Source organism: Streptomyces formicae (assembly GCF_002556545.1).
Lineage (GTDB): Bacteria > Actinomycetota > Actinomycetes > Streptomycetales > Streptomycetaceae > Streptomyces > Streptomyces formicae_A.
Map to the genome: position 1 here is coordinate 9,573,674 of NZ_CP022685.1, position 15,614 is coordinate 9,589,287.

Sequence of the window (15,614 nt, forward strand, 5' to 3'; positions counted from 1 at the left end):
CACCTGGAAGTCGCTCAGAGGCTCGGGCTGCGCCCGGAGACCGCGGGCGAGTGCTGCACCGCGCGAAGCATGGTCGCGCGCGGCTGTCCCACCGGCATCATCGAACCCATGCCGCGCGGCCCACGTGACGCGCCGCCCGCCCACTTCGCGTAACCCCGACGGTCGTCATCTTCAGGGTGGCCAAACAGGTACCACGTCTACTTACCATCGGTCTCCGCCGCCTGCGGTGATGTCACAACCCCTTGGGACATCACCGCTCTTTCATGTGACGTCACAGGGTCTGACCTGGGCGAAAACGGCACCACGGGGATGGTGCTGGGGAATGTCACACCGCGTCACACGCAGTTCACCATGGAACAGCCCCGCAGGGACGTCGCCTAACGACTCGTAACGAAATGAGCTCGTGGATGCATCGGGAATGATCCTGCGTCAGCTCCCGTTGACGCGTCCGGATGGGGGTGTAAGTCAGTCGAGACGAAGAGAGTGAGCAAGCCGTGGGAGGTCGACGACGGACTGTGGACACGGATCGAGCCGCTGGTGCTGGTGGTCCAGCGCCGGTACCGTCACCCTGGCCGACGGCGCTTGGATGGTTGGCAGGTGTTCTGCAGAATTCTGTTTGTCGTCCACACAGGTATCCCGTGGCGGTTTCTGCCCCAGGAACTGGGCTTCGGCTCGGGGATGACGTGCTGGAGACGGCTTCGGGATTGGAACGAGGCCGGAGTCCGGCAACGGCTGCACGAGCTGCTGCTCGCCGAGTTGCGGACGGCCGACATGCTCGTCCTTTCTAGGGCTGCCGTCGACTCCAGCCATATCCGGGCGATGAAGCGTGGGCCGGCCACGGACCGGTCGTGCGGGCCGTCTCTGTCCGCGGCGCCGGACCGGTCTGCCGGACTCTGTCACGACCGCCGCCCTCGGTGTGGACACGGGGGCAGGGCCCGATGCGCTTCTTCACCTGGACAGTGCCTCCGGCGGTGACGGGAACCAGCACCTCAACGATCCTCGTGCCTGCGGACCGAGGCACTTCCTGCGTTCGTGAACCAGTGGGGCAGCCTGTGCAGACGCGAGGCTGGGATCAGGGCTGCGCCTTGCAGGCCGCGCGGGCCGCGCCGACCACGGCGACTGCGTCCTTGTATGAGATGTCGAGCTTCTTCTTGGTCTCCCGGGTGATGTTGACGGCGCTGCCGATGGCGCCGCCCACACCACCGTTGCCGTCGGCGGCGCAGATTGCGTTGCCTTGGCTGACGAGTTCCTCGTCGCTGACCCCGGAGGGTTTGTTCTTGGTGTTCTCAAGGACATTGAAGAAGATTTTCTTCCTGGCTCCGATCAGTTCATTGGAGCTGGAGGTGCCGGTCGTTGCATGGTCCGATGAGCCGGACTCTCCATCGGCCGGGCCGCAGGCGGTCATGAAGGCCATTCCCATGATCGCGACACCAAAGGCGACAATTTTTTTCGTCATTTGTTCTTGAACTCCCTGCGCCAGTGAATCGCTGTCAACACGCAACCCGTACCGGCCGGCAGGGAGCCCGCTAAGGGCTGGCACTTTGCCGCCCATTCGAGAAAGGCATAGTCTTCCTCCTGGGCGTCCGTGACAATGGAGCCGACGCCCAGGATAATCATTACTATTCCTGCTCCCATGTCACCTCATCGCTCACACGGCATCGAAGTCGCAGAAATACTGTACAAGCGAAAGGCTGGAGGGAGGTGAGGCCTTCACGTGGCAGTGGAAATTTCATTCCCAGGTACAAGGCCGGGTACACCTTTCGATGTATTCCTTCGAGGGTGGGGTGGGGGCGTGGACGACATTTCGCACGGCTGCCAGCTTCAGTTGGTGCTGCTCGGACCGGCGGCTGCCGCTCGGGTGCCGGGTCCCGGGTGGGCCCCCGAGCGGGGCTGTGCCTCAGGCCGGTCCGGCCGGTGCGGCGGAGATTTCGGCCCCCGGGTGGGCGCGACGTGGTAGTCGTCCCTGAGGGCCGCACTCGCCAGTGCCGCGTGGTGCTTGCCGTGTGCGCGGCAGGAGTCGCTCGCCTGTGCTGGAGATACGCAAAAGTCGCGGGGGGAGCCATGGCTGCGCTGCGGCTTGCGCCTCACCGCTGCGAGTGCACTGATCTATTCGATCAACTTTGCAAACCGAGCTTCGGCCATCGTGGGCGTACAATTCGACCTCCGCCCACTGGAGTGGGAAGTGTTGACCGTGTTAGGCGCAGGAATCGGCATGCCGCTCATAGTCGGTGGTCTCACCATGCCTTCCTGGGGCCCTCGCCTTTCGGCCCTGTGCGTCTGGTGGAATAATTACCGCGCCTACCGCAGCCTTGCACCTTTATGGCTCGCGATGCATCAAGAACTACCCGAGATCGTTCTGCATCCCCCAACTTCTCCCCTGCCCAATCTGGACTATCGCTTGTACCGTCGGGTCATCGAGGTCCGCGACGGACAGATCGCGCTGCGCCCCTACATGAATCCTGAGACCGCCATGCTGGCAGCCGAACTGGGCAGAGAAGCCGGATTAGTTGGCAATGAGCTAAGAGCCGTGGTTGAAGCAGCCCAGTTGAAGGTGGCGCTGAAGGCCGGCGGATCCGGGCTTCGGTGTCGGCGTACTCCTCGGCGCTCACCCAACGGGTCATCACAGGGAAGAGGTTCCGCTCCTCGGCGGCGATGTGCTCGATGAGCAGGTTACGCTCCTCGGCGAGCAGCGCCGCGAGCCGCCCCGCGCCGTCGGCCGGGTCCTCCAGCGGGCCGCGGCTTCGTCGCAGGTGTCCTGGAGCGGATCGAGGGCGCTGTGCTCGTCGACGTGGGGCGTGAGGTCGATCGTATGCCCCGCGGAGAGGGCGATGAGCGGCCAGAGGGTGTCGTCCTCGTTGTGGTGGTGATGCCGTACGGCGGCGTTGTCCTGATGGATGTACGCCGCGACGGCGCGGGCGCGGGGCTCCGGTACGTCGGTGTGGGCGAGCGAGGCGAGGAGCTCGGCGAGCCGCGTGATGTCGCCGGTGAGGGCGCGGTGGCTCAGCCGCATACCGGTGAGATCGGGCACCGGCTCGGACGTGCTGGAAGGAGGCGTGAGGGATGTGCTGTTGGACATGGCGCCAGGCTCTCCGAGCCCGCTCCACGCGCGGTGACCATCCACTCAACGCGATTACTCCTTGAGACGACCGGACCGAGCTGGTCAGGCTCTGTCCGAGCGCGCCCCCGCGTCGCTCTCCACACCGGCCTTCGGATCCGACTCCGATCCGGCCCCCTGTTCGGCGCGGCCCCCGTCGGCCTGCGCGTGCGTGGGCAGATGGCGCAGGCGTACCGCGGCGAGGACGGCGGCGGCGAGGACGATCGTGCCGGCCGCCGCGGCGGTGACGCCGAGGCCGCTGGCGAACGCCTCGTGGGCCGCCGCGAGGAGCGGGGTGGCGAGGGCGTCGGGCAGGGGCTCGGCAGCCTCCGTCGCCCCGGCGAGGGCGGAGCGGGCGGCGTCCGCGGTCGCCTCGGGCAGGCCGTCGGGCAGCTGGTCGGTGAGCTGGGTGCGGTAGACGGCGGTGCCGACCGTGCCGAGCAGGGCGACGCCGAGGGCCACGCCCATTTCGCCGCTGCTCTCCGAGAGGGCGGAGGCCGCTCCGGCGCGCTGGGGCGGTGCGGTGCTGATGACCAGGTCCGTGCAGAGGGTGATCATCGGGCTCAGGCCGAGGGCCACGAGTTCATAGCCGGTGATGAGCAACGCCAGGTCGTCCCCGTCGACTTGGGAGAGGGTGGCGAAGCCGAGCGCCGCCACCAGGAGGCTGCCCGTGATGACCGTCGCGGGGCGAAAGCGCCGCGCGAGCAGCGGGGCGAGCAGGGAGCCGACGATGGTGCCCACGGAGGCGGGGACCATCCAGGCACCGGCCATGAAGGGGGAGAGGTCGAGGACTTCTTGAAGGTAGAGGGCGATGAAGAGCTGGGTGCCGCCCATCGCGAACAGGCCCAGCAGGTAGGTGCCCAACGAGGTGTTGATGACGCGGTCGCGCAGCAGGGACAGGTCGAGCAGCGGGTCGTCCAGGTGGTTCTGGCGCCGTACGAAGACCACACCGAGGGCCAGTCCGGCCACCAGGGTCAAGGCGAAGGACAGGTCGGGGCCCGCGGCGCTGACGTGTTTTACCGCGTAGACGACGCCGAGCACGGCGGCCAGGGCGAGTGCGGCGCTGAACCAGTCGAGGCGCCCGCCTTGCGGGTCGCGGTACTCGGGCAGCAGGACGGGGCCGATGGCGAGCAGCAGCACCATCACCGGCACGCCCGCGAGGAAGACCGAGCCCCACCAGAAGTGCTCCAGGAGCGCGCCGCCGAGCAGCGGTCCGATGGTGGTGCCGACGGAGAAGCTCGTCATGACGACGGCCACCGCGAAGCTGCGTTGGCCGGCCCGTTGGAACATGACGCGGACCAGGGAGAGGGCGGACGGCATCAGGGTGGCCCCGGCCAGGCCGAGCAGCGCGCGGGAGACGATGAGCATGAGCGGGCTGGTGGCGTAGGCGGCGAGTGCCGAGGCGATGCCGAAGAGCGCGGCGCCGAAGAGCATGATGCGCCTGCGGCCGATGCGGTCACCGAGGGCGCCTGCGGGCACCAGGGCTCCGGCGATCAGGAATCCGTAGATGTCCATGATCCACAGGAGTTCGGTGGAGCTCGGCCCCAGGTCGGCGCTCAGGTGCGGTACCGCCAGATACAGGACGGTCATGTCCATGGAGATCAGCAGCGTCGGCAGGGCCAGGACGGTGAGTCCGATCCACTCCCGTCGGCCGGCGAGGGGAGGGGTGTCGGTGGTCATCGTGGTGCTTCCTCTGGTACGGGGGTGTGCGGGTGGACAGAGGTGGGGGCCGATCGGTAGATCCGGGCCACCGTGAGCAGGAACGTCGTCTCGTCGGCCAGGGTGTCGGCGCCGATCGGCGCGATGGGCGGGGTGTCGCGTCGCGGTTCCCCGCCGGTCAGGTGGGCCGCGCGGGCGCCTTTGAGGACGGCGGCGAGTACGGCGGCCGAGTGTTCCTCGGCCGGTGGCGCCGCCGCGCGCGTGTCACCGTCGTACGGGTGTGCCGGGACGCCGTCGCTCACGGTGTCCGCGAACGCCCGGGCGCGGGAGTGCAGTTCGGGGGTGGCGTACTGGTCGAGCACGAGGATGGCGTCACGGATCTCCATGAGCTTGCGGTACAGCAGGAGGCGGCGCGGGCCCTGTGGCCACAGGGCCTCCATGAGGCGGCTGCGCCGGGGTGCGAGCAGCACCTGCGGACACACCTCCACCAGGTCGCGCCAGAGCGGCCAGATCCGCCACAGGTGTCCGAGGTCGGTGAGCGCGCGGCGGGCGGCGCGGGTGGTGGGGACGGTCAGGGCCGCCGCGACGAGCAGACCGTGCAGCGCCAGGGCGAAGGGTTGTATGGGCACCGACCAGGCGGAGCCGAGGAGTTGGGACAGCGCGCCGAGCCAGAACACGCCCGCCATGGCGGTGCCGGATCCGAGCAGGAGCAGGGCGGCCGTCAAGGAGCGGTTGCCGCTGCGCCGCCCGCGGCGTACGCACACCGCGAGGCACAGGGTGTTGGCGATCAGGTGTGTGCCGATGATCAGCAGCCAGTACGGCGGGGAGGGTGTGGGGGAGGGGCCTTCGAGGATGAGGTGCCGTCCGTGGGGGCTGTGCAGCGTGTCCAGGGCGACGGCGCCCACCACGACGCAGCACGCGGTGACCCGTAACCAGCGGAGCAGCGTCCGGCTCCGGGAGCCCGCCGCGAGCGAGTGGACCAGTTCAAGCAGCGCGAACGCCGAGATGAGGCCGCATACGTTGCGGACCAGGTCCACGCTGTGCGCGCTGCCGGAGTTCCGGTCGACGAAGTCGCCGACGCCGTCCAGGTCGAGCGTCGTGGCGGCTGCCGCAGCCAAGCAGGCCAGCCACAGTTCGCGCTGCTGGCGTGAGCCCAGAGCGTGCGGCAGGCGAAGGAGCACGGCCGTCCACATGCATACCGTGCCCGCGACCTGCGCGTCGGTGCCAAGGGCCGCGAGGTCAGTCGCCGGAAGCAGCATGGAGCCCCAGCGCCCTTTCCACCGTCTTCGCCGTGCCGTGGGCGTTGAGGTACGTCGGGCGCAGCACTCCGCTGAGGATCAGGCTCGCGACCATCTCGGCCTCCTGTTCCTGGCGCGTGCTGTGCGAGGCGCGGCGCAACAGCCGCCGGATCAGGCGGGGGTCGAGGTCTGGGAGAACATCGCGCACCGGCTCGGTGTCGTCGGTCAGGGGGCGGTGGTGGCCGAGGAGTATGTGGCCGATCTCGTGCAGGATGATGTGGTCTTGGTGGGGGCGGGTGGTGCCCGGTTCGAAGAAGACGTGGTCGTCGGTGTCGGTGGCGATCCACGCGCCGCAGGTGCCGTCGGTGCGGCCTTGGGCGGGCAGCGGATAGAGATGGATGGGGCGGCCGCGCCGCCGCGCGACGTATCGGCACAGTTCGTGTGCCGAGGCGGATCGGGGCAGCGCGAGCTCCTCAAGGACTGATTCGCACCGCTGTCGCAGCGCTCGGTAAGGGAACAGCAAGGTCACTCGTCCTTTGGGGGGCGGCGGGTCGTGCTGGCCAGTGATGCCGAGTTCTCGTCCTCCTCTTCTGGGTCCTCGTCGTCGCCTTCGTCCTCGTCATCGCGTCACGACCGGGGGTCGGCCGCGGCGTCCGCTGATCCGTCCTCGGGTCTCGCTTCCTCGACGGCCGGGAGGCGGTGCAGCTTGCGTGCCTGGTCGACCATGGTCAGCAGCGCGTCGAGGGTTTCGCCGGAGAGCCCTTCGGCGCGCAGCGCCAGGGAGCGGACCCGTGCGTCCCGCAGTGCGGTGGCGAGTTGGAGCTGGGCGTTGACCCGCCCAGCGACCTCCTCGTTGAAGAAGTACTCGGGGGGGACGCCGAAGAAGTCGGCCAGAACGCCCAGTTGCTCGACCGTGACGTTGTGCTTCTTGCCGGTGGCCAGCTCCCACAGGTAGGTGCCCGAGAGCGCGCCGCCGGTGGTCTCCCTGATCTCCTTGGCCAGGCGCGCGTAGCCGGGTCTGGCGCGTTCGTCCGGGTAGAGCGTGCAGATGAGGTGGGTCAGCCGTGCGCTGATCTTGCCCGCCAGCTGACGGTTCGATGGCCGCCTGCCCTGGTTGCCCGTCATGTGTGCCTCCGTGGCTGAACGCGTCACTCCGCAAGCGGGGCGACGTCCCCCGTCCGCTGCAGCGGACGCAGTCTAGCGCTCCAAGTCGCTTCGTGTTCGCCACTGTTGACAGGCTGCGATCGTTTCAGCGTAAGCTTCTTGGTGTGGTTGTCCGCTGTAGTGTACGACCTGATCGTGTAGGGAAGGTGATCCACCTGTGGCCACTGGTGAGTCGACCTCACTCGCCGTTGACACCCCACCTCTGACGATTCCCTCGGCGTTCGCGCGTTCCGCCCTCGCGCGCCCCCTGTCACCCGCGCTCACCGATGGCCTGTTGGGCCTGACGTACCAGCAACTCCAGGACGAGACGGACGACATCAGCCGCGCCCTGGCGCCTCTGGTGAACCCCGGTGACCGGGTGGCCCTTCAGCTACCCCGCAGCGCCGAATACATGGTGACCTATCTCGCCGTTCTCTCCCTCGGTGCCACCGTGGTGCCCCTCGCCCATGACCTGAGCGCGGCGGAGACCGACACCGAACTCGCCTCCTGCGCACCGGTGTTGCTGCTGCAAGATCCGGATTTGCGGGGCGCGCGCCCGCATCGTGTCTCCGCCGCGAGCGACCGCGGGGGCGGCGCGTCGGCCACGGTCGTGCACGTTCCCGTACGCGCCCGGGCCGACGGTGATCTGACGTCCCTGCGGTCGGTCTGCGGGGCGGCGGAGGGTGCCGGTCCGGCTCCCGGCCGTGGCGCGAACCCGGCGGAACCCGCCGTGCTGCTCGCCACTTCCGGCTCGTACGGCCTGCCCAAGCGCGTCGTGCTGACCCATAGCGCCCTGCTCGCCAGCGCCCGCGCGCACCGCGCCTCGCTAGACGGCGCGACGGACGCGACGGATGCGACGGATGCGACGGCGGACGCCACGACGGGCGAGGGGGAGACCACGCTTGCCGCCGTGCCGCTGAACTTCGGCTACTGCAACACCGTGCAGATCGTCGGGCAGTTGGACAGCGGCGGGCATGTCGTGCTCCTCGACGGCGACTTCCTGCCCAGCCGGTTCGGGCGCCTCGTCCAGGAGCACCGGGTTACCTCGACGCTGCTCGTGCCCTCCATGCTGCGGCTGCTCACCCTCGGCGACTGGCACCGCGCGTACGACCTCTCCTCGCTTCGGCACATCGTCTACGGCGGCGCCCCCACCCCGCCCGAGATCCTGGCCGGCATCGAACAGCGCCTGCCCGATGTGGAGTTGGTCGAGACGTACGGACAGACCGAGGCCGGACCTCGGGTCACCACCATGCGGCGCCGCGACCGCCAGGACCACCCGGGATCCGTCGGACGCCCGCTGCCCGGCGTCGAAGTGGCCATCCGCGACCGGGACTTCCGCCCGCTGCCGCCCGGCGCGACCGGGGAGATCGTGGTACGCGGGCCCGGCGTGATGACGGGGTACCACGGCCGTCCCGAGGAGAGCGCGCGGGTGCTGCGCGACGGCTGGCTGCTCACCGGCGATCTCGGCCGCCTCGACGAGGACGGCTTCCTCTATCTGCGCGGCAGGCTGCGCAACGTCGCCATCGTGAGCGGGATGAACGTCTCCCTCGAAGAGGTGGAGGCATGCCTGACGGCGCACCCGGCGGTGGCCGAGGCCGTGTGCGGGGTGCGCGCGGACGACCGCGCGGGGGAGACGCTGGTGGCCTGGGTACGCCTGGCCGCCGACGGACCGGGCGCGGGCCCGGGTGAACAGATCGCGGCCCCCGCCGGACAAGCCGCCCTCCTCCAGGAGCTGACCGGCTTCTGCCGAGAGCGCCTGAGCGCCCACAAGCTTCCGCGCCGCATCGCGACGGTGGCGGATCTCCCGCGTACCCGGACCGGCAAGATCGACCGGTCCGCGCTGCTCGCCCGCAGCCGGAACGTTCCCGGGGAGCCAGCTGCGCCCGGTCGGGGCGCGCCCGATGTCGAGGAGGCAGTGCGGTGACACCCGTGGACGAAGTGGACGACTGGGTCGTGCGCCAGCTGGCCGTGCTGAGCATTCCGCCACGCCCGGCGGAGGAGATCACGGCGCAGCAGTCGCTGACCGAGGACCTCGGAGTGGACTCGCTGGCCTTCATCGAGGCCCTCGTCTCCTTCGAGGAGAAGTTCGGCGTGCGGCTCGACGAGGACCGGCTGCTGCTTTCCTCGTACGCCAAGGTCCAGGACCTCGCCGACTATCTGCGCGACTCCCGTACCAGCTGACTACCGCCCGACCCGCCGGACGGCCCGGGCGACCCAGCAGAACGGAGCACTCAGTGGAACCCGACAGCTACCTCCGCATGTTGGTCGACGCCGTACGCGGCATCGAGACCGGCCAGGTGACCGCTGCCGTCGACCGGATCGCGGCGGCCTGGACCCGCGGCGCCACCGTCTTCGTGGCCGGGAACGGCGGCAGCGCCGCCACGGCCTCACACATGGCGTGCGATCTGGCGAAGACGGCGACCCCAGGACTGGCGGCGGGGGTGCGGGTCGTCCCGCTGCTCGATACGTCGGTGCTGACAGCCTGGGCCAACGACGTCTCCTACGAAGCGGTGTTCGCCGCCCAGCTCGCCACCCAGGCGAGAGCCGGTGACGTCCTCGTCGTGATCAGCGCGAGCGGCAACTCGCCCAATATCGTGCAGGCGTTGACCACCGCCCGCGCCCACCGGGTGGAGACCGTCGCGCTCCTCGGCTTCGACGGCGGTACGGCGCGGTCCCTCGCGGACAAGGTGATCATGGTGCCCGCCGACCACTACGGGGTCGTCGAGGATCTGCACCTCGCCGTCAACCACATGATCACCGAACAGCTCGGCGCCCGGACGGGCGCCCGTGCCGTCGGGGGAGCGGCCGCGGTGAGCGCGGCCCCGCCGGTCGTGGGCGGTGCGCGGTGAGCGGCGGCACGGCCCGTGCCGGGACGGACAGCTGGGACGAGCGGGCCGGGCGCCCCGGCCTCTACGCGGTACTCTCCGGCCGGATGGACCCTTGAGCAGTGCGCCCAGGTCGACCAGGAGCAGAAGGCGCTGATCGCGCGGCTCCTTCCCGGCCTGGACGAGGACCGGGTGGCCGATCTCGGCTGCGGAGTCGGGCGGGCTCACCACCTGGCTGAGCGGACGGGCCCGCTGGACGGTGGGCGTCGACCGGTCGCCGGAGATGGTGCGCAGGGGCGACCCACGCGCTGGAGGGGAAACCGGCCCGCGCGGTGTGCTCCGGCATCGACCGACTGCCCTTCGAGGACGGCTCCTTCGACACCGTCCTCGCCGTCTTCACCCTCCAACACCTCACGGACGACGCGGAGTTGGGGGCCGCCTGCGTGAGATGGGCCGGATCGGTGGCGCCGGACGGCGGCCGCCTGCTCGTCGTGGACGGTCACAACCCCGCCGCCGAGCGCCGTGACGTCTCCAGCCCCACCACCTCGACCGTGATCCGGCCGCTCGCCGCCTACCAGGACCTGGCGGCGGTCGCCGAGCGCACGGCCGTGGAGGAACTGACGTACGTCGGTGACCGATACCTCGCCCAGCTCTGGCGGACCGGCCGACAGGACGGACAGGGCAGACAGGGCCGACAGGACAGGCAGGGCCGACAGGACAGGCAGGCTGACAGGACTGGCAGAACGACCGACACGGCCCGCCGACGAAAGGGAGCGCCGTGCACCTCTGGTTTCTCACCCCCACCTTCCCGCCCGTCCACGGCGGGTCGGAGACACAGATCTACACCCTGGCGGCCGGGCTGGTACGGCGCGGCCACCAGGTCGACGTGCTCACCGAGCGCTACCCGGGCACCGAGGAGTTCGAGACCTGCTCGGCGTGCGGGTGCACCGGGTGCGCACCGACGCCGCGCGCTGGTCCGAGCCCGACCGGGTGCCGTGGAGGAGCGGGTCTTCGGGCTGCTCGGGGATGCCGAACGCCTCATCGACCCCGGCCGGATCGACATCCTGCAGACGTTTTGCCAAGTGGGCGCCGTACTGGGGGGCGATGATGCGGGACACCCTCGGCTGCCCCTGGTCGTGACGGATGAACGAGACCACCCCCGACACCGACCCGTTCGGCGCTCCCGATCCCGGCTCGTCTTCGGAGGGCTGCCGCACGACGCGGATGGGTGACCGGCAGCCGCGCCTACCGGGAACAGGCCATCGGCTACGGCGCGGACCCGGACCGGGTGCACATCGCGCGCTATGGCATCGAGACCGACCTGTACGGCGGCGCGGGCGAGCGGTGAAGTCCGGCACGCCCGCGGCTGGCTCGGGGTCGCGCCGAAGGATCCCCTGGTGCTGCTCGTGGGCCGGTACAAGGAACGCAAGGGGCAGCGTGAACTCGTGCGGGCGATGGCCCGGATCGTGGCACGCCACCCCACGGCCAGAGCCGCCCTCGTGGGCTCCCTCAACTCCGCGTCGGCCGCGTACAAACGGCAGTTGGAGGACGACGTCGAGGCGCTCGGGCTGGGCGAGCACGTGCTCCTGCGCTCGTCCGACCGGCCGTTCGGCTCGATGCGCGCCCTCTACGGCGCCGCGGACGTGGTGGTGCAGCCGAGCCACGCCGAGGGCCTCGGCCTCTCCGCCATCGAGGCGATCGCCGCGGGCCGCCCCTTGGTGGCGGCCTCCGTGTCGGGCTTGTCGGAGGTCCTGGAGTGCTGCCCGGGAACGGTTCCCGTACCTCCGCGCGACCCCGAGGCGCTGGCCCGTGCGGTCTGCGGGCTGCTCGACGATCCGGCGGCCGCGGCCAAGGAAGCGCGCCGGGCCCAGGAGGCGGCACGGCGGGAGTTCGGCGCCGAGTCGATGGTGGACGGGTACCTGGCGGTGTACGAGCGACTGCGCGCGGCCCGCGCCCAGGCCCCGGCTCCGGTGGGGGCGGCGGCGCCTGCCGAGGCCAGGGCCGGGGCCGAGGTCAGCCCGTGACCGTCAGGCCGGGGATCCGGCGCAGCTCGGGCAGTTCCCCGACGGCATCCGCGAGTTGGGGCGAGGCGAGCACGACGCAGCCGCGCCGGTATCCGGTCTCCTCCCGTGCGGGGCAGCTCGGCCACAGAATGTGGCTCTCGGCCAGAGCGCTCTGCCCGAGATAGTCGACGGACAGTTCGGTTGGGCCGTACGCGTCGAATCCGTAGCCGCTGTCGTCCGGGACTTTGAAGTCGTCGATGACGATGACGGACAGCGGCCATTTCTGAAGAATGAAGGCCACCTCGTCGCGCAGGGGAAGATCGGCGTCCCAGTGCGCGTCCAAATAGCACAGGAAAGGTTTCGAGGAGGGAATGTGTGCGCCCGTGTGCAAGATCCGCAAGGCGTCCCGTGAATCGTGGTTGAGGACTTTGACTTCGGGTACGTGGCGAAATTCTCGGGCCACGTAGCGGGCGAAGTTGGGATTCTTCTCCGCTGTGTAGACGGGCTTTCCCGAGACATGCCACAGAAAGCGTGTCGAGGCTCCCCGGTAGCTGCCCGACTCGAAGAGGGATGCTGGCCGCACCGCGCTGACCAGGGAGCGGAACATGCGCTGCCGGGCGTGCTGACCGTTGAACGGTTCCAGCCAGGGGCCGTCGAGCGAGGGCAGATTCCGGCCGATCAACTCGGCGACGGAAGGGTGCAGAGGGCGGGAAAGGGAGTCGTAGGTCCGGGCCAGGAGGCCAGTCGTCTGCTTGGCGAGGTCGATGAGTGCCATGGAACTTCACCTCCGAAGTGAATGAGCTCGGCTCAGTATTCACTGGGCTTGGTTCGCCTTGCATTGATAAGCCAGCGTGCGAGCGGCCGTCAAGTGGGCCGGATGTGAAGGACTTCGAAATAGGGTGTTGTGTGAACGGAAAACACTGCTACGTTGTTGAATGACCGCCCCGAATGTGCCCCGGTCATCGCTGCCGCGGCCTCGGGAGCCGGTATTCATGATTCATGCTCATCGTGCGCTGAACCCGATGAAGCTGAACCCGATGAATGAGAGAGGGTTGGCATGCCATTCGTTCCGGCCGTCGAGATCGAGGTGTCCGACGCCGAGCGTCGCCAGGTCCTCGACGAGGTCGACCGGCTGCTGCGCGCCGGGAGGTTCTCCCAGGGCGTCAACGTCGAGGCGTTCGAGGAGGAGTTCGCGGCCTTCACCCGGGCCCCGCACGCCGTCGCCGCCGCCAGCGGCACCACCGCCCTCGAGCTGATCTTCCGCGCCGTGGACGTGGGCGGCCGTGAAGTCGTCGTGCCGGGCGGCACCAACTACGCCACGTACGTCGCGGCCGAACGGGCGGGCGCCACCGTCCGCCTCGCCGACACCGACCCGACGACCATGGCGCCCACCCTCGAACACGTCCGCGCGGTGTGCACCGAACGCACCGCCGCTGTGACGATCGTCCACACCGGCGGTCTGATCAGCCCCGAGACCGCGGCCATCGCGGCCTGGTGCGAGCAGCGCGGCATCGCCTTCGTCGAAGACTGCGCACACGCCCACGGCAGCGAGCGCGACGGGCGGCACGCGGGCACGTTCGGCGTCGCGGGGGCCTTCTCGTTCTTCGCCACCAAGGTCATGACCACCGGCGAAGGCGGCATGGTGATCACCGCGGACCCCCAACTCGCCGAAGAGATACGGCTGTTACGCAACCTCGGCAAGCCCGAAGCCTGGGTGAGCAGGCACACCCGCCCCGGCTGGAACGCCCGGCTACCGGAGCTCGCCGCCATCCTGGGGCGCGCCCAACTCGCCCGGCTCCCAGATGTGTTGACGGCGCGCCGCGCGGTCGCCGCCGACTACGCCGACGCCCTGCGTGACCTCCCGGTCGGTGACTTCCTGCTGCCCGAGCACCCCTACAGCGGCTACAAAGCGATGCTGCTGCTCCCGCCCGGCACCGACCGCGATGCCCTCAAGGCCGCCCTGCGGGAGTGCTCCGTACAGGCGGCGGGCGAGGTGTACGCGACCCCGCTGCACCATCAGCCGGTACTGGCCGAGCGCCACCAGGGCGTGCGGCTGCCCGGGACCGAACGGGCCTGCGCCGGACAGCTGTGCCTGCCGATCTATCCCGGCCTGGACGAGAAGCGCCTGACCCACGTCGTGCAGAGCCTGTGCGAGTGTCTGGCGGAGGTGAGTACACGGTGACGGCAGCCCAATACCCACCCGGGACGGAGCCCTCCGCGCAGCGGCACGGTTCCTCGCTCACCGCCTTCCACACCCCCTGGCTCACCGTCCGCGAGGCACACGTGCCGGAGCCCGGCGGCCCCGGGCGCGACTGGTACTACGTGGACCACCCGGGCTGTGCCCTGGTGCTTCCAGTGACCGCCGACGGCACGCTGCTGCTCATCCGGTCCTGGCGGATCGCGGTGCGCCGGTGGTGCCTGGAGGCGCCGGCCGGACGGTGCGAGCCGGGTGAGACCCCGCGTGAGACGGCCGTGCGTGAACTGGCCGAGGAGACCGGAGCCCGCGCCGAGGTGCTGCATCCGCTGGGCAGCGTCTGGCCCTCCAGCGGCTCCTCCAACGAAGAGGTCCACCTGTTCCTCGCGCCCTCCGTCGCTCCCGGACAGCCGCGCCTCGACCACGGCGAGGTCATCCTCCCCGGCCCGCTCCCTGTCGAGGAGGCGCTGGAACTCGCCACCGGCGGCGAACTCCAGGACGCTCCCACCGCGCTCGCCCTGCTCCGCGCCCACCGCCGGGGACTGCTGCCCGCCCCGGCTCATGGTGCGGCCTCGGTGCCGCTGGCCCAAGGGGAGCCGCGATGAGTGGCGCACCCGGCCGGCACCTCGACCGGCGCCTTGGTGAGCAGCCCCGCCCGACCCCCTCCGGCCTCCAAGTGGTCGTCCTCGCGGGCGGGTTGGGCAGCCGCCTCGGCGAACTGGGCACCCACCTGCCCAAGATCCTGCTCCCCGTCGCCGGTCGCCCCTTCCTGGACCTGCTCCTCGCGCCGCTCCTCGACGCCGGACTGAGCCGTTTCCACTTCTGCCTGGGGCATCTCGCGGATCCAGTCCTCGAACACCTCCACCGGCTGCCCGAGCCCATCGAGGCGACCTCCCACATCGACACCGTCCCGCGCGGCACGGGCGGCGCGCTGCGGGCCGCCGCGCCGTACCTGAACGAGACGTTCCTGCTGGTCCTCGGCGACACCCTGCTCGACATCCCGTACGCCGACGCGGCCCGCTGGCCGGGCCGCCGGGACGAGGCCGCCATGGTCGTCACCTCCGCCGACACCGGCGTACACCCCAACACCCGTGTTCAGGACGGCCGGGTGAGCGCATACGACAAGAACGCACACGCCCAGAACGCCACCGACCCCGACGGCAGCACTCTCACGACCGACACCGGCGTGTGCGTGCTGCGCCGCGATGCCCTGCGCCACCTGGCGCAGCACGAGGACCCGGTGGACCTCGGCGTGCTGTTCCGCGCGCTCATCCGGCGCCGGGCGCTCGCCGCCCACCTGGTCGACCGCCCCTTCACCGACATCGGCACACCCGAGCGCTACACCCGCTTTCGAGACGGGCGCGAACACCACGAACACCGTGAACACCACGAACGCCGCGAACAACCCCCCGCTCCCTGACGGGACGTGCACCTGCCCGCAGGAGCCCGATCGCCCCC

At 70.1% G+C, this 15,614-nt stretch carries 16 protein-coding genes and 2 pseudogenes; 11 read left to right on the forward strand and 7 right to left on the reverse strand.

The features are described from left to right. Positions 1–483: 483 nt before the first annotated feature. A pseudogene (locus KY5_RS42900) lies at positions 484–861 on the forward strand (transposase); the annotation flags it as partial. A 211-nt stretch (positions 862–1,072) separates the two neighbouring features. Here KY5_RS42900 and KY5_RS41130 read toward each other — a convergent pair. Further along, positions 1,073–1,456, reverse strand: a complete 384-nt coding sequence (locus tag KY5_RS41130; protein WP_159072736.1) for a hypothetical protein — start codon at positions 1,454–1,456, stop codon at positions 1,073–1,075. A 540-nt stretch (positions 1,457–1,996) separates the two neighbouring features. Between KY5_RS41130 and KY5_RS43350 the strand changes: the two genes are divergently transcribed. Continuing rightward, positions 1,997–2,665 (forward strand): MAB_1171c family putative transporter, encoded by a 669-nt coding sequence (locus KY5_RS43350; RefSeq protein ID WP_418952858.1) that lies wholly within the window; start codon positions 1,997–1,999, stop codon positions 2,663–2,665. Here KY5_RS43350 and KY5_RS41135 read toward each other — a convergent pair. The 5 genes from KY5_RS41135 to KY5_RS41155 all read right to left on the reverse strand — a co-directional run bounded on the left by KY5_RS41135 (position 2,621) and on the right by KY5_RS41155 (position 7,116). Beyond that, on the reverse strand, positions 2,621–3,076 hold the full coding sequence (locus tag KY5_RS41135; RefSeq protein ID WP_098246970.1) for a hemerythrin domain-containing protein: 456 nt from the start codon (positions 3,074–3,076) through the stop codon (positions 2,621–2,623). The genes KY5_RS43350 and KY5_RS41135 overlap by 45 nt on opposite strands. 84 nt (positions 3,077–3,160) lie before the next feature. Then, a complete protein-coding gene (locus tag KY5_RS41140) occupies positions 3,161–4,774 on the reverse strand; it encodes an MFS transporter (RefSeq protein ID WP_098240211.1) in 1,614 nt (537 codons plus the stop codon). Then, on the reverse strand, positions 4,771–6,012 hold the full coding sequence (locus KY5_RS41145; protein WP_098240210.1) for an MAB_1171c family putative transporter: 1,242 nt from the start codon (positions 6,010–6,012) through the stop codon (positions 4,771–4,773). The genes KY5_RS41140 and KY5_RS41145 overlap by 4 nt, the downstream gene beginning before the upstream one ends. Beyond that, positions 5,993–6,514, reverse strand: a complete 522-nt coding sequence (locus KY5_RS42060) for a hypothetical protein (RefSeq protein WP_159072440.1) — start codon at positions 6,512–6,514, stop codon at positions 5,993–5,995. Before KY5_RS42060 ends, KY5_RS41145 begins: the two co-directional genes overlap by 20 nt. A 104-nt stretch (positions 6,515–6,618) precedes the next feature. Beyond that, a complete protein-coding gene (locus KY5_RS41155) occupies positions 6,619–7,116 on the reverse strand; it encodes a hypothetical protein (protein ID WP_098240208.1) in 498 nt (165 codons plus the stop codon). Positions 7,117–7,312: 196 nt separating this feature from the next. On the opposite strand from KY5_RS41155, the gene KY5_RS41160 reads away from it, so the two are divergent. The 6 genes and pseudogenes from KY5_RS41160 (at position 7,313) to KY5_RS41180 (ending at position 11,983) form a co-directional block, all read left to right on the forward strand. Further along, on the forward strand, positions 7,313–9,058 hold the full coding sequence (locus KY5_RS41160; protein WP_098240207.1) for a class I adenylate-forming enzyme family protein: 1,746 nt from the start codon (positions 7,313–7,315) through the stop codon (positions 9,056–9,058). Continuing rightward, positions 9,055–9,315, forward strand: a complete 261-nt coding sequence (locus KY5_RS42065; RefSeq protein WP_159072439.1) for an acyl carrier protein — start codon at positions 9,055–9,057, stop codon at positions 9,313–9,315. The genes KY5_RS41160 and KY5_RS42065 overlap by 4 nt, the downstream gene beginning before the upstream one ends. A gap of 53 nt (positions 9,316–9,368) precedes the next feature. After that, the gene (locus tag KY5_RS41170) at positions 9,369–9,983 is read left to right on the forward strand and encodes a D-sedoheptulose-7-phosphate isomerase (RefSeq protein WP_098240205.1); all 615 of its coding nucleotides are present in this window, start codon (positions 9,369–9,371) and stop codon (positions 9,981–9,983) included. Between the two features lie 284 nt (positions 9,984–10,267). Beyond that, positions 10,268–10,399: pseudogene (locus KY5_RS43355) on the forward strand (class I SAM-dependent methyltransferase); the annotation flags it as partial. Positions 10,400–10,737: 338 nt separating this feature from the next. Beyond that, a complete protein-coding gene (locus tag KY5_RS43360) occupies positions 10,738–11,067 on the forward strand; it encodes a glycosyltransferase (protein ID WP_418952727.1) in 330 nt (109 codons plus the stop codon). Positions 11,068–11,263: 196 nt separating this feature from the next. After that, on the forward strand, positions 11,264–11,983 hold the full coding sequence (locus KY5_RS41180; protein WP_098240203.1) for a glycosyltransferase family 4 protein: 720 nt from the start codon (positions 11,264–11,266) through the stop codon (positions 11,981–11,983). Here KY5_RS41180 and KY5_RS41185 read toward each other — a convergent pair. Next, complete coding sequence (locus KY5_RS41185) at positions 11,973–12,737, reverse strand: hypothetical protein (protein ID WP_098240202.1); 765 nt, start codon at positions 12,735–12,737, stop codon at positions 11,973–11,975. The two genes, KY5_RS41180 and KY5_RS41185, sit on opposite strands and share 11 nt — an antisense overlap. A gap of 282 nt (positions 12,738–13,019) precedes the next feature. On the opposite strand from KY5_RS41185, the gene KY5_RS41190 reads away from it, so the two are divergent. The 3 genes from KY5_RS41190 to KY5_RS41200 are packed head-to-tail and all read left to right on the forward strand — an operon-like array spanning position 13,020 to position 15,576. Then, positions 13,020–14,144 (forward strand): DegT/DnrJ/EryC1/StrS family aminotransferase, encoded by a 1,125-nt coding sequence (locus KY5_RS41190; RefSeq protein ID WP_098240201.1) that lies wholly within the window; start codon positions 13,020–13,022, stop codon positions 14,142–14,144. Further along, a complete protein-coding gene (locus tag KY5_RS41195; protein WP_159072438.1) occupies positions 14,141–14,761 on the forward strand; it encodes an NUDIX hydrolase in 621 nt (206 codons plus the stop codon). Before KY5_RS41190 ends, KY5_RS41195 begins: the two co-directional genes overlap by 4 nt. Further along, positions 14,758–15,576 (forward strand): NTP transferase domain-containing protein, encoded by an 819-nt coding sequence (locus KY5_RS41200; protein ID WP_098240199.1) that lies wholly within the window; start codon positions 14,758–14,760, stop codon positions 15,574–15,576. Before KY5_RS41195 ends, KY5_RS41200 begins: the two co-directional genes overlap by 4 nt. Positions 15,577–15,614: the final 38 nt, after the last annotated feature.